The sequence below is a fragment of the Streptomyces sp. NBC_00654 genome, from assembly GCF_026341775.1.
Taxonomy (GTDB): Bacteria; Actinomycetota; Actinomycetes; order Streptomycetales; family Streptomycetaceae; genus Streptomyces.
This window is the reverse complement of sequence record NZ_JAPEOB010000002.1, coordinates 1225985-1239611: the sequence shown is the minus strand read 5'-3', so window position 1 is coordinate 1239611 and position 13627 is coordinate 1225985. Positions and strand designations below refer to the sequence as shown.

At 72.4% G+C, this 13627-nt stretch carries 10 protein-coding genes; 4 read left to right on the top strand and 6 right to left on the bottom strand.

Going from position 1 to position 13627, the window contains the following annotated elements; genetic code table 11:
- Positions 1-74 precede the first annotated feature (74 nt).
- The 4 genes from OHA98_RS25760 to OHA98_RS25745 form a co-directional block, all read right to left on the bottom strand.
- Positions 75-449, bottom strand: a complete 375-nt coding sequence (locus tag OHA98_RS25760) for an RNA polymerase-binding protein RbpA (RefSeq protein ID WP_003959706.1) — start codon at positions 447-449, stop codon at positions 75-77.
- A gap of 263 nt (positions 450-712) precedes the next feature.
- On the bottom strand, positions 713-2089 hold the full coding sequence (locus OHA98_RS25755; protein ID WP_266929110.1) for an MFS transporter: 1377 nt from the start codon (positions 2087-2089) through the stop codon (positions 713-715).
- A gap of 46 nt (positions 2090-2135) precedes the next feature.
- Positions 2136-2900 (bottom strand): glycerophosphodiester phosphodiesterase family protein, encoded by a 765-nt coding sequence (locus tag OHA98_RS25750; protein WP_266929109.1) that lies wholly within the window; start codon positions 2898-2900, stop codon positions 2136-2138.
- Entirely contained in the window at positions 2897-3565 is a 669-nt protein-coding gene (locus tag OHA98_RS25745; protein WP_266929108.1) for a YitT family protein, read from the bottom strand. The genes OHA98_RS25750 and OHA98_RS25745 overlap by 4 nt, the downstream gene beginning before the upstream one ends.
- A gap of 103 nt (positions 3566-3668) precedes the next feature.
- On the opposite strand from OHA98_RS25745, the gene OHA98_RS25740 reads away from it, so the two are divergent.
- Positions 3669-5168 (top strand): PLP-dependent aminotransferase family protein, encoded by a 1500-nt coding sequence (locus OHA98_RS25740; protein ID WP_266929107.1) that lies wholly within the window; start codon positions 3669-3671, stop codon positions 5166-5168.
- Positions 5169-5254: 86 nt separating this feature from the next.
- Here the strand turns inward: OHA98_RS25740 and OHA98_RS25735 are convergent, their stop codons facing one another.
- Both OHA98_RS25735 and OHA98_RS25730 read right to left on the bottom strand, forming a co-directional pair.
- Entirely contained in the window at positions 5255-6985 is a 1731-nt protein-coding gene (locus OHA98_RS25735) for a hypothetical protein (RefSeq protein ID WP_266929106.1), read from the bottom strand.
- A 38-nt stretch (positions 6986-7023) separates the two neighbouring features.
- The gene (locus tag OHA98_RS25730) at positions 7024-7218 is read right to left on the bottom strand and encodes a hypothetical protein (RefSeq protein ID WP_073722514.1); all 195 of its coding nucleotides are present in this window, start codon (positions 7216-7218) and stop codon (positions 7024-7026) included.
- 311 nt (positions 7219-7529) lie between these two features.
- On the opposite strand from OHA98_RS25730, the gene OHA98_RS25725 reads away from it, so the two are divergent.
- The 3 genes from OHA98_RS25725 (at position 7530) to OHA98_RS25715 (ending at position 13453) form a co-directional block, all read left to right on the top strand.
- Positions 7530-7922, top strand: coding sequence for an ankyrin repeat domain-containing protein (locus OHA98_RS25725; protein WP_266929105.1), 393 nt, complete (start codon positions 7530-7532; stop codon positions 7920-7922).
- A gap of 264 nt (positions 7923-8186) precedes the next feature.
- On the top strand, positions 8187-9605 hold the full coding sequence (locus OHA98_RS25720; RefSeq protein ID WP_266929104.1) for a HEAT repeat domain-containing protein: 1419 nt from the start codon (positions 8187-8189) through the stop codon (positions 9603-9605).
- 161 nt (positions 9606-9766) lie between these two features.
- Positions 9767-13453: a hydantoinase B/oxoprolinase family protein gene (locus tag OHA98_RS25715; protein WP_266929103.1), complete on the top strand. Its 3687-nt coding sequence runs from the start codon at positions 9767-9769 to the stop codon at positions 13451-13453.
- The last annotated feature ends 174 nt before the right edge of the window (positions 13454-13627 follow it).

The window sequence follows — 13627 nt, the reverse complement described above, 5'->3', positions numbered from 1 at the left end:
GCAGCGGAAGAGCCGCGGGCCGTGACACAAGAACTGTGTCACGGCCCGCGGCTCTTCGATGCGGTGTTACGCGGTCAGGCAGATTTCCTGCTGTCCCGCGGATGCACGGCGATGTTCATGGCTCCGGAGCGCAGAACCGCCAGCCTCTCGGCCAGCACCTCCTCCAGCTCCTCGCGGGTGCGCCGCTCCATGAGCATGTCCCAGTGCGTGCGCGCAGGCTTGCCCTTCTTCTCCTCGGGGCCATCCCCGTCCACCAGGAGTGCCTGGGCGCCGCACGCCTTGCACTCCCACTCCGGCGGAATTTCCGCCTCTACCGAGAACGGCATCTCAAATCGATGTCCGTTCTGGCATGCGTACTCCACCGCCTGGCGCGGGGCCAGATCGATGCCGCGGTCCGTCTCGTAGCTGGTAACCACGAGTCGCGTGCCGCGGAGAGCTCGCTCACTCATGAATCGTGCCTCCCGGGCTTGTCGCCCACAGGACAGGTGTCGCTGTCGTCGTCATCCGGTCAACGTCCGGTCGGCGGTAAAGATTCCCGTTGCCGGTCATGCGTCGCCCGTCGTGCCGCTGCTTTTCAGGGTTGAGTACCCACCATTGCCCGGTTTGTCACATCTGGCGGAAGGTGTCACTCAACGGTTTGGCTGTTTCCACTCGCAGTAACGGTCCTCCGGGCAGGCCAAAGGCGTACACTACCGGCCTTTGAGTTGAACGTCTAAATCCTCTCCGGAACAGGATTGCCTGCGGCCGCCACGGCCCGCCGTACCGGGACCCTCGCGAGCAGCACGGAACCGAGCACGAAGAACACGACCAACGAGATGATCGCCTCCCGATAACTGCCGGTCAGCTGGTACGCCACGCCGAAGACCAGTGGCCCCAGCCAGCTCAGACCGCGGTCGCTCATCTCGTACGCCGAGAAGTACTCGGCCTCCTTCCCGCGCGGCACCAGATGCGAGAACAGCGAACGGGACAGCGCCTGGCTCCCGCCCAGGACCAGGCCGATCGCCGCCGCGAGGGCGTAGAAGAACGCCGGCGCGCCGGCGGGCAGGAAGTACGCGGCTGCCAGGATCAGCGTCCAGACGACCAGCGACGCCAGAATCGTGCGCTTCGCACCGTGGACCCGGGCGAGCCGCCCCATCCCCAGCGCCCCCGCCACCGCGAGCACCTGCACCAGCAGCACCGCCGTGATCAGGGTCGTCTGGTCCAGGTCCAGTTCCTCGGAGCCGTACACCGAGGCCTGCGAGATCACTGTCTGCACCCCGTCGTTGTAGATGAGGTACGCGAGCAGGAAGGACAGGGTGAGCGGATGGCGGCGCATGTCGCGCAGGGTGGCCATGAGCTGACGCCAGCCGGAGCCGACGGCCCCCTCGCCGTCCGGCGTCACCCGTCGGTCGCGCAGCCGGCGCAGGGGGATGAGCGTGAAGGCGCCCCACCACACACCCGCCGAGGCGAGACAGATGCGTACCGCGTCGGACTCCGCGAGCCCGAAGGATTCGTGGCCCGTGTAGAGGACCAGATTCAGCACCAGGACCAGTGCGCCCGAGGTGTAGCCGAACGCCCAGCCGCGCGAGGAGACCGCGTCGCGCTCCTCCGGCTCGGCGATCTGCGGCAGATAGGAGTTGTAGAGCACCATCGACACCGAGATCGCCGCGTTCGCCACGATCAGCAGGAAGGCGCCCAGCAGATAGCGGTGGCCCTCCAGAAAGAACATCCCGGTCGTCGCCGCGGCGCCGACATAGGCGGCGACCGCCAGCAGCGGTTTCTTGCGGCCCGTACGGTCCGCGGCGGCGCCCACGATCGGCATCAGCACCACGGCCACCACGACGGACGCCGAGACGGCGTACGCGAACAGCGACCCGGCGCGCACGGGTATGCCCAGCGGATGGACGAAGCCGTCCGGGTCCGCCGCGGCCTTGGCTATCGACGTGAGATACGGGCCGAGGAAGACCGTGAGCACGCTCGTGGAGTACACGGAGCACGCGAAGTCGTAGAAGTACCAGCCGCGTTGCTCACGCAGCCGGGCGGCCGCCGCCCCGGCGTCCGGCGGCGGCAGCTCCGCCGGATCGGCCTTCCCTGTGGTTCCGGTGCTCAACCCGCGCCCCCTCGATCGACCCCGTACGGACGTGGACGGGCCGGCGTCAGGACCAGGCCCCCCGCTCGTTCAGCACCGTTCGCAGCGTCTCGATGTGATCGGTCATGATGCCATCCACTCCGAGGTCCAGGAGCGCCGCCATCCGTTCGGGTTCGTTCACCGTCCAGACGTGGACCTGGAGACCGCGCGCGTGCGCGGCGCGGACGAAGCTCCGGTCGACGACCCGGATGCCGTTCTGGCTCTCCGGGACCTGCGCGCACACGGCGCCCGCGCGCAGCGCCGCCGGAATGCCGTACGCGCGAAGCCGCAGGCCGAGGACCCCGCGCACGCCGTACGACGTGGCCAGGCGCGGACCCGCCAGGCGGTGCGCCCTGGCCACCCGCGCCTCCGAGAACGAGCCGACGCACACCCGGTCCCAGGCGCCGGTCCGGCGGATCAGGGCGAGGAGCGGCGCGAGCGCGGACTCCGCCTTCAGATCGACGTTCCAGCGGGCCTCGGGAAACTCCTCCAGCAGTTCCTCGAAGAGCGGCAGCGGTTCGCTGCCCGCCACCCTGGCCCTGCTCACCTCGCTCCACGGCAGCTGCGATATCCGGCCCCGCGCGTCCGTCACCCGGTCCAGCGTGGCGTCGTGGAAGGCGACGAGCCGCCCGTCGGCCGTGGTGTGCACATCGGTCTCGAAGTAGCGGTAACCCGCGGCGGCCGCCCTGCGAAAGGCGGCCGCGGTGTTCTCCACCCCGTTCGCCGTCCCGCCGCGGTGGGCGAACGGGATCGTCGTGGGGTGGTCCAGATAGGGGTGGCGTCCTGAGTTCACTGCGGCAGTATGGACTGCTCCGGTGTCGTGGCGGCAACGTCCCCGGGGCCCTCGGCCGGCGCGGGGACGGCGAACACCCGCAGGAAGATCTGGGCGAGGGGGCCGATCGCCAGCGCGTAGACGACCGTGCCGACGCCGAGCGAGCCGCCGAGCAGGAAGCCGGTCACCACGACGGCCACCTCTATCGCCGTGCGGACCAGCCGGATGGATTGCCCGGTGACCCGGTTCAGGCCGGTCATCAGCCCGTCGCGCGGGCCGGGGCCGAACCGGGCCGCGATGTACAGCCCCGTCGCCACCCCGTTGAACACGATGCCCGCGAGCATCAGCGGGATCCGCGCCGCGAGCCCGTGCGTCTCGGGCAGCAGGGCGAGGGTGCCGTCCATGGCCAGGCCGACCACGAAGACGTTCGACACGGTGCCGAGCCCGGGGCGCTGCCGGAGCGGGATCCAGAGCAGCAGGACGACCGCGCCGACGATGATCGAGACGACGCCGATGGATATGCCGGTCAGTTCGGCGAGGCCCTGGTGCAGTACGCCCCACGGCTCCAGGCCCAGCCCGGCACGTACCAGGAGAGCCGCACTCGCGCCGTACAACGCCAGACCGACGTACAGCTGGACCAGCCGCCGCGTGAGGTGGGTTCCGCTCGGGGTGGTGGTCCTGAACAAGTGGTGCCCCCTGATGTGGTGGTTGTGGACTGCTTCACGGTTACTCTGGGGCGGGGGATTGGCCACCAACCATGGCCAATCCGAGGAAGGTGGACTGATTTCGATGGTGCAATGGACTTCGACGGTGGGGGCCGCGCAGCTCGCCCGGCAGCTCCAGGCCCAGCAGCCCCGGCCGGCCGGATCGGGCAGCCGCAGACCGCCCGCCTACCGGGCGCTCGCCGACGGGGTGCGGCTGCTCGTCCTCGAAGGCCGGGTCCCGGTCGCCGCCCGGCTGCCCGCCGAACGTGAACTGGCCCTGGCCCTGGCCCTCAGCCGGACCACGGTGGCCGCCGCCTACGAGGCCCTGCGGGCCGAGGGGTTCCTGGAGTCCCGCCGCGGCGCCGGCAGCTGGACCGCGGTCCCGGCGGGAAACCCGCTGCCGGCCCGCGGACTCGAACCGCTCCCCCCGGAGTCGCTGGGCTCGATGATCGACCTGGGCTGCGCCTCGCTGCCCGCCCCCGAGCCATGGCTGACCCGCGCCGTCCAGGGCGCGCTGGAGGAGCTGCCTCCGTACGCGCACACCCATGGTGACTACCCGGCGGGTCTGCCCGCGCTGCGGCAGATGATCGCCGACCGCTACATCGAGTGCGGCATTCCGACGATGCCGGAACAGATCATGGTCACCACCGGCGCCATGGGCGCGATAGACGCCATCTGCCACCTCTTCGCCGGACGCGGTGAGCGCATCGCGGTGGAGTCGCCCAGCTACGCCAACATCCTCCAGCTGATGCGCGAGGCCGGCGCCCGCCTGGTGCCGGTGGCGATGGAGGAGGGGCTGCGCGGCTGGGACATGAACCGCTGGCGGCAGGCGCTGCGCGATTCGGCCCCCCGGCTCGCCTACGTCGTCGCCGACTTCCACAACCCGACCGGCGCGCTGGCCGACGAACAGCAGCGCAGGGCCCTGGTCGACGCGGCCCGCTCCGCCGGTACGGTCCTGGTCGTCGACGAGACCATGAACGAACTGCGCCTGGACGCCGATACCGAGATGCCGCGCCGCGTCTGCGCCTTCGATCCCGCGGGCAGCACGGTCCTGACCGTGGGTTCGGCGAGCAAGGCGTTCTGGGCCGGGATGCGGATCGGCTGGGTGCGGGCCGCCCCGGATGTGATCCGCAGCCTGGTGGCCGCCCGCGCGTACGCCGACATGGGCACACCGGTACTGGAACAGCTCGCCATCAACTGGCTGATGCGGACCGGCGGCTGGGAGCAGGCGGTGGAGGTCCGGCGCGGCCAGGCCCGGGAGAACCGCGACGACCTGATCGCCGCGCTGCGCCGGGAACTGCCCGACTGGGAGTTCGAGACCCCGCGCGGCGGGCTGACCCTCTGGGTACGTACGGGCGGCCTCTCCGGGTCCCGGCTGGCGGTGGCGGGCGAGCGGGTCGGCGTCCGGGTGCCGTCCGGCCCCCGGTTCGGCGTGGACGGGGCGTTCGAGGGCTATGTGCGGCTTCCGTTCACGGTGGGCGGCCCGGTGGCGGACGAGGCGGCCGTGCGGCTCGCCGCCGCCGCCGAGCTGGTGAGGTCGGGTGCGGGCGCCGGGGTGGAGACCCCGCGGAGCTTCGTGGCCTGAGCGCCCCGGCCCCGTCCCGTACGGCGCCGGACGGACGGCGGACCCGGAGATCCGCTGTCCGCCCCGGGCCGTACGGGACGGGGGCGTCATCCCTCTGCGACCGCGGGCTGGGGCCTGCCCGCCGGCTCCGGCGCCCTGGTGTCCCTCGGCACCGCCTCGACGGGCACCGTGCCGAGGGACCCGGTCCCGGCCGGAACCGCTTCCACCGGTTCTTCCGCCGGAACCGTTTCTGCCGGGATCGCTTCGACGGGCACGGGCACGGGAACGGGCACGGGAACGGGCAGCGGCTCGGCGGCGTCCGCGTCCAGCGGCGTCTCGTGGCCGGGCAGCAGGTCCAGCACCGCCCGGCGGTGCGTCTCGCTGGTGGCGTCGTCGTGCGGGTCCGGTGTGGCCGGCACCTGGAGCCGCAGCACCGGACCGGTGCCGAGCCGGGCGTACCCCCGGCCCGCCGGGACCTCGGCGGCCGGCGTGGTGTGCGGCCGGACACCCAGCACGGACTCGGCCTGTTCGTGCGAGGCCGGGCCGAGGACGACCCGGGCCCGGGTGTGCGTCCGTACGGTCTCCGTGAGGCTGTCCAGGCAGTCGAACTGGTCGGTCATGACCACGATGACCCCCGCCGCCCGGCCGTGCCGCAGCGGCACCTGGAGCAGTTCCTGCGGATCGGGCCGCCCGTCGGCCGCCGCGAGGGGCGCGAGGGCGCTGGGCCGGTCCAGCAGGATCCAGAGCGGGCGCCTGATGTCGTCGGGGGCGGGATGCCCGGCCTGCCGTGCGCGGTTGGCGGTGATCAGGCGCCGCTCCGTCTCGTGCGCGGCCCATTCGAGGGCCGCCAGCGCTCCGGAGAGCCCGCACTCCACGGCGAGGACTCCGGCCCGCCCGGTCAGACAGCCGTACTCGCCCGTTCCGCTGCCTTCGACGACGAGGACGTCGCCGTGCTGGAGGGCCTGGAGGGCGATGGAGCGCAGCAGGGTCGTGGTGCCGCTGCCGGGCTGCCCGACGGCCAGCAGATGCGGTTCCGTGGAGCGGGCGCCGGTCCGCCAGACGACGGGGGAGGCGTCACGGGTCTCCTCGCCGTCCCGTACCGGCACGGTGCGCCGGACCGCGTCCGCGTCGGTGAAGCCGAGGACCGTCTCGCCGGGGGAGGTGACGAAGCGCTGGGCGGCGATGGAGGTGGGGAGCGGGCCGAGCACGGTCATCACGAGCTGGTTGGCCTCCTCGTCCCAGGCGAAGCGGTACTCACGGCCGCGGCCCGACTTGGCGTGCAGCAACTGCTCGATCCGGGCCCGCGAGGACTCCTCGCCGTCGGTGAAGTACGCCGGGTACGTCACCTGGAGGCGGGTGAGGCGCCCGTCGCCGTCGAAGGTGAAGCCGCTGAAGACCTTTTCCCAGTCACCGCCGTGGGAGAACAGCGGACCGGGGTCGTCGGCCACGGAGAAGTAGGGCACGAGCGCGTCGTAGAGCGACTGCAGCCGCCCGGTCTCCGCCTCGTCGGGCCCGGTTCTCACCGGGGTGCGTTCCCGGCCCGTCCATGCGGCGGCGCCCATCACCGTGATCACGGCCATTCCGGGCCCGTACGGGATGAGCGCCACCACGAGTACACAGGCCGCGCCGAGGAACAGCATGGGGCCACGCCGCTCCTTGGGGGTCGCCACCCACCTCCGCCGGCCCGCCACGGCCAGCAGCCGCAGACCACGGGTGACCGTGATCAGTGGCTGGAGCACGTCGGTGGCGCTGTCGGCGGCCGTGCGCGCGAACTCTCGACTGCGAGCGATCGAAGCGCTGCCGCTGGTCAGAATGCGGGGGAGTGGTCGCCGGGCCACATCTGTCTCCTGAAGGGGGTGGAAGCGGTCGCGGAGCGTCAGAACTTGATCCCGCCCAGCAGGCCGGCGAGGCTCGCCCCGCCCGCTGTGATGCTCGGAGCGATGGCGGTGCCGGCCAGATAGAAGCCGAACAGGGCACAGATGAGGGCGTGCGACGCCTTGAGCCCGTCCTTCTTGAAGAACAGGAAGACGATGATGCCGAGCAGGACGACGCCCGAGATGGAAAGGATCATGAGTGTTCTCCTGGTTGGGGGGACAGTCACCATGAGTCCTTCCAGGCTCACAGGAAGTATCTATACGATAAAGAGGACAATCAGGTGAAAAGTGATGATTTTCACCTGATTGGCAGACGGAAGTTGGTTGCCCGGAGGAGCATTTCGGCTCCCGTGCCGGGCAGGAGTCACTCGCGGTGATGTGTTGCCGCATCCGGGCCGGGGCATGTCGGACCCGGAGCAGTACCCTGTCGATTCACTCGTACGGCCCTGTGCCGTGCACCCCACCTGGTCAGCGGCAGCATGAACGGTTATGGAAGGCGGTCCGTCCGATGAGCGAAACCCCCGATCCCGAGGTGGTCGAGCTGGCGGCCAAGGTCTTCGACCTGGCCCGCCGCGGTGAGACCGACGCGCTCGTCGCGTACGTCGACGCGGGTGTGCCCGCCAACCTCACCAACGACCGGGGCGACTCGCTGCTGATGCTCGCCGCCTATCACGGGCACGCGGCGGCGGTCACCGCCCTCGCCGCCCGCGGCGCCGACCCGGGCCGGGCCAACGACCGGGGGCAGACACCGCTCGCCGGAGCCGTCTTCAAGGGCGAGCGGACCGTGATCGAGGCGCTGCTCGCCGCGGGCGCCGATCCGGCCGCCGGAACGCCGTCCGCGCTGGACACGGCGCACGTGTTCGGCAAGGCCGACCTGCTGGAACTCTTCGGTGCCCGCTGAGGCGCCCGCGGGCCTGCCGTGCGGCATGCCCGCCGGTATGTCCCGTGACCGGTCCGTCGTAAATGTGGTCGCGGTGGCGAAATGGCTGGGTCATCATGACGTCGCGGGTCCGCTCCGGACCACCGACGAGAGGCAGAGGAAGATGGTCTACACCAGGCAGAAGACGGCGGTCGGCCGATCATGTTGCTGCGCGGCATAGTGCCCTCGGGCACGTGGAACGGCACAGTCCCGGTTGCGTCGACAGCTTGATGTGAGGCATTTTCCATGTTCGATCCGTTCATAGCGCCGAGCGGCACCCTGCTCGGCCTGTTGCAGAGGGGCCGCGGCGACGGCACGCTCCACGCACTCGCCGCACCGCGCCCCGAGGCCCTCGCGGCCCTCAACCACTGCGTCCTGAGCGATCCGCGGCACGACTGGCAGGTCGAGAACCGCTCCCTCTACTACGCCCGCCTGTACCTCGATCTCGACGGCGGCATCGAGGAGATCGAGCGGCACCTGCGCGATCCCGAGGACCACCTCGACACCGAGGACTCCCGGACGGGCCTGGCGCTCGCGGTCCTGGGGCACCTCGCCTCCTACGGACGTGCGGACGCCCTGGCGCTGCTGCGGCGGTACGCGGCCACCGGGGCCAACTGGGCCTGGGCGCTCGACGAGCTCGCCCTGCGCGACGACGACGCGGGGCTGCGCTCACTGGCCGTGCCCGTCCTCGGCCGCTTCCCGGCCACCGAGGAAGGCGCCGCCGACCTGGCCGTCGCCGTACGGGACGCCTTCGAACCGCGCCCCTGGCGGCTGTGGGCCGACGATCCGCGCGACGAGGTCGGCGCCCGGGTCAGAGCCGCCACCGAACAGGGCTCGTTCGACCGGTGGCAGCGCCAGATGCGCCCTGGTGGCCCGCGCCCCGGCTGGAGCGTCCAGGCCGTCTTCGACTGGGCCCAGCAGGCACTGGAACGCGGCAGCGAACTGCACGTCCCGGCCGCCCGCTGCCTCGCCGCGGTCGCCGGCCCCGACGACCGGCCGATGATCGTCGAGGCGGCCCGCAGCGGCCCCGAGGGCGCCCGCTGCGCCGCGCTGCACTATCTCGTCGAGGCCCAGGACCCGGCCGTGCTCGACCTCATCGAGGCCGCCGCCCTCAGCCCCGCGCGCTCCGTCGCCGATGCGGCCGTCGCCGCGTTCGAGCGGATGCCCGGTGAAGCCGCCGTGGACCGGGCGCGGAGCTGGGCCCACCGGCCCGACGCGCTCGGCGCCTCGGCCGGCGGGATCCTCGCCTGCCGGGGAACGGCCCAGGACGCCCCGCTCGTCCTCGGCGCCCTGCGCGAAGCCGTACGCGGCGACGGCGCCGACGCCCGGCGGCTGTGGACCCTCGTCGACGGCACCGGCCGCCTGGGCATCGCCTGCGCCGCGCCCGTGCTGCGCCATGTCTACCGCGAGACGTCCTCCTCGCACCTGCGCGGCCGGGCCGCGCGGGCCCTGGCCGCCACCGACCCGTCCTTCGCCACCGGATTCGCGGTGGAGTGCCTGTGGGACTGCGAGGAGACCACCCGGGAGCTCGCCGCGCTCCACGCCGAGACCGGGGACATCCGGGTCGCCGAGCGCCTGCGCCGGCTGGCCGCGGACCCGGCCGAGGAGGCCGAGGTGCAGACCGCGGTACGCAGCAGGATCGGGCCCGACGCACCGGCTGTCTGACACGCGCGAACGCCCGGACGTACGCGCCGGGCGGTGACCGGTCCGGCGGATCCGGTCACCCGACGGGGGACCCGGGCACCGGACGCGCCGGGAGGGGGACTCCGCCACGCCCCGCGAAGTCCTTCCCCGCCCGCCCCCGCGCTCCGGGCCAGAATGACGGAATGACCGGACGCTGGGAGTTCTGGATCGACAGGGGCGGTACCTTCACCGATGTGGTGGGCCGCCACCCCGACGGCCGTCTGATCACCCGCAAGCTCCTCTCGCACGACCCCGGGCGCTACCGCGACGCGGCGGTCGCCGGGATCCGGCTGCTGCTCGGTCTGGGCCCCGCCGACCCGGTGCCCGCCGACCGGATCGCGGTCGTGAAGATGGGCACCACCGTGGCGACCAACGCCCTGCTGGAGCGCCGCGGCGAACCCACCGTCCTCCTCATCACCCAGGGCTTCCGGGACGCGCTGAGAATCGCGTACCAGAACCGCCCCCGCCTCTTCGACCGGCATATCGTGCTCCCCGAGGCCGTCCACGACCGGGTGATCGAGGTCCCGGAGCGGATCGACGCCGGGGGACGGACCGTCAGACCCCTGGACCTCGCCCCGGTGGCGGAGGGGCTGAGAGCCGCGTACGCCGACGGCCTGCGCAGCGCCGCCGTCGTCCTCATGCACGGCTACCGCCACCCCGCCCACGAACGGGCCGTCGCCGACGCCGCCCGCGAGGCGGGCTTCACCCAGGTCAGCAGCTCCCACGAGGTCAGCCCCCTGATCCGCCTCGTACCGCGCGGCGACACCACGGTCGTGGACGCCTACCTCTCGCCGGTCCTGCGCCGGTACGTCGACGGGATCGCGGCCGAACTCCCCGGAATCCGGCTGATGTTCATGCAGTCCAACGGCGGCCTGCGCGAGGCCGCCCGCTTCCGAGGCAAGGACGCCGTGCTCTCCGGACCGGCCGGCGGCGTCGTCGGAATGGCCCGCACGTCGCAGCAGGCGGGATACGACCGGGTCATCGGCTTCGACATGGGCGGTACGTCCACCGATGTGTCGCACTACGCGGGCGAGTTCGAGCGGGAGCTCGGCACGCAGGTGGCCGGGGTCCGGATGAGCGCGCCCATGATGCGCATCCACACGGTCGCGGCCGGCGGCGGGTCCCTCCTGCACTTCGACGGCCGCCGCTACCGGGTCGGCCCCGATTCGGCGGGCGCCGTTCCCGGCCCGGCCTGCTACCGGCGCGGCGGACCGCTCACCGTCACGGACGCCAATGTGATGCTCGGCCGGGTCCAGCCGGCCCATTTCCCCGCCGTCTTCGGACCGGACGGGGATCTGCCCCTCGACGCGGACCTGGTGCGCGAGCGCTTCGACGCCCTGGCCGCCGAGGTGGCCGCGGCGACCGGGAACCGCCCCACCGCGGCCGAGACCGCCGCGGGATTCCTGGAGATCGCCGTGCTGAACATGGCGAACGCCGTCAAGAAGATCTCCGTACAACGCGGCCATGACATCACCCGCTACGCCCTGACCGCCTTCGGCGGAGCGGGCGGCCAGCACGCCTGCGCGGTCGCCGACGCACTCGGCATCGACACCGTCCTCGTACCGCCGCTCGCCGGGGTGCTCTCCGCGTACGGGATCGGCCTCGCCGACGCCACCGCGATGCGCGAACAGTCCGTCGAGGCAGAACTGGACGAGCCCGCCCGCGAGCGGGTGGACCGGCTCTGCGCCCGACTGGCCGACCGGACCCGTGCCGACCTCCGTGCCGACGGGATCCCCGACTCCGCCGTCAGCACCGGGGCCCGGGTGCTGCTGCGGTACGCGGGCACGGACGCGGCGCTGCCCGTCGCCCTGGACACCGTGGCCGCCATGACCGAGGAGTTCACCTCCGTCCACCGGGCCCGCTACGGCTTCACGATGGACAAGCCGCTCGTCGTCGGGGCGGTCTCGGTGGAGGCGACCGGAACGGCCGGGCCGCACACCCCGTACCGGCCCGGCGCCGCGGCGAGCGGGGGCGCACCGCGGCGCCGGGACACGGTACGGATGTACGCCGACGGCCGATGGCAGCGGGTCCCGCTGTTCCGGCGGGAGGACCTGCGCCCCGAGGACACCGTGACCGGCCCCACCGTGGTCGCCGAGGACGATGCCACCACCGTCGTGGACCCCGGCTGGCAGGCCGCGGGCAGCCCGACCGGCCATCTGGTCCTGACCCGGGCACGCCCGCGCCCCGACCGGACCGCGGTCGGCACCCGGGTGGACCCGGTGATGCTGGAGGTGTTCAACAACCTCTTCATGTCGATCGCCGAGCAGATGGGCGTGCGCCTGGAGAACACGGCCCACTCCGTCAACATCAAGGAGCGGCTGGACTTCTCCTGCGCCCTCTTCGACGCCGAGGGCAACCTCATCGCCAACGCGCCGCACATTCCGGTGCACCTGGGTTCGATGGGGGAGTCCATCAAGGAGGTCCTGCGGCGCAACGCGGGAACGATGCGCCCCGGCGACGTGTACGCCATCAACGACCCGTACCACGGCGGCACCCACCTGCCCGATGTGACGGTCGTGACGCCGGTGTTCGACAGCGACGACAGCGACGGCGGCGACGGCGGCGGGGACGGCAACGACGGTGGCGGCAGCGAGATGAGCGAGGGCCGGGACGGGGGCGCGAGGGCCACGCTGCGATTCCTGGTCGCCTCGCGCGGGCACCACGCCGAGATCGGCGGCATCACCCCCGGCTCCATGCCCGCCTTCAGCCGCACCGTCCAGGAGGAGGGCGTGCTGTTCGACAACTGGCTCCTGGTACGTGACGGCCGGCTGCGCGAGTCCGAGACCCGGGAGCTGCTCACCTCCGCCCCCTACCCCTCGCGCGCCCCGGAGACCAACCTCGCCGACCTGCGCGCCCAGATCGCCGCCAACGAGAAGGGCATCACCGAACTGCGGCGCATGGTGGACCGGTTCGGAGCGGATGTCGTCGAGGCGTACATGGGCCACGTCCAGGACAACGCCGAGGAATCCGTACGCCGGATCATCGCCGGGCTGGACGACGGCTCCTGCCGCTACGAGACCGACAACGGCGCCGTGATCGAAGTGGCGCTGAGAGTGGACCGGGCCGCCCGCGGCGCCGTACTCGACTTCACCGGCACCTCGCCCCAGCAGACGGGCAACTTCAACGCGCCCGGATCCGTCGTCATGGCCGCCGTCCTGTACGTCTTCCGGACCCTGGTCACCGAGGACATCCCGCTCAACAGTGGCTGCCTCAAACCCCTGGAGGTACGCGTCCCGGAGGGCTCGATGCTGTCACCCGTCCCTCCGGCGGCGACCGTCGCGGGCAATGTGGAGACCTCCCAGGCCATCACCGGGGCCCTCTACGCGGCCCTGGGGGAGCAGGCCGAGGGGTCCGGCACGATGAACAACGTCACCTTCGGCAACGACCGTGTCCAGTACTACGAAACGGTCGCGAGCGGCTCCGGAGCGGGGGAGGGCTTCGACGGCACCGACGCCGTACAGACCCATATGACCAACTCCCGGCTCACCGACCCCGAAGTCCTGGAGTGGCGCCTGCCCGTCCTGCTGGAGAGCTTCGGGGTGCGGGAGGGAAGCGGAGGGGCGGGCCGGTGGCACGGGGGCCGGGGCGTGGAGCGCCGGATCCGCTTCCTCGAACCGGTCACACTGGACCTGCTCTCCGGCCACCGGCGCGTCCCTCCCTACGGCATGGCGGGCGGCGGACCGGGCGCGCTGGGAAGCCAGCACATCGAGCGCGCCGACGGCACGACGGTCACGGAGCTGAAGGGCTGCGACACCATCGGGCTGGACGCCGGGGACGTCCTGGTCCTGCGCACGCCGGGAGGCGGCGGATACGGGCCGCCCACGGGGTGACGCGGGGCCGGTCCCGCCGTGCGCGCAGCGCTCCCGGTAGAGTGCGCGGGCCGGCTCCCCGCGGTGCGCGCCGGTCGTCCGGTACGGTGCACCGGGCATCTCCCGGCTCACGGAACACCCGGGCCGGGGCGGTCGCTTCTGCGCCGTTTCGACCGTTGTCAGTGCGAGGACCTA

Excerpts from the sequence above, each read along its gene's own strand:
- OHA98_RS25760 (WP_003959706.1), bottom strand. The coding sequence starts at position 449 with ATGAGTGAGCGAGCTCTCCGCGGCACGCGACTCGTGGTTACCAGCTAC.
- OHA98_RS25740 (WP_266929107.1), top strand. The coding sequence starts at position 3,669 with ATGGTGCAATGGACTTCGACGGTGGGGGCCGCGCAGCTCGCCCGGCAG.
- OHA98_RS25715 (WP_266929103.1), top strand. The coding sequence starts at position 9,767 with ATGACCGGACGCTGGGAGTTCTGGATCGACAGGGGCGGTACCTTCACC.
- OHA98_RS25720 (WP_266929104.1), top strand. The coding sequence starts at position 8,187 with ATGTTCGATCCGTTCATAGCGCCGAGCGGCACCCTGCTCGGCCTGTTG.
- OHA98_RS25725 (WP_266929105.1), top strand. The coding sequence starts at position 7,530 with ATGAGCGAAACCCCCGATCCCGAGGTGGTCGAGCTGGCGGCCAAGGTC.
- OHA98_RS25730 (WP_073722514.1), bottom strand. The coding sequence starts at position 7,218 with ATGATCCTTTCCATCTCGGGCGTCGTCCTGCTCGGCATCATCGTCTTC.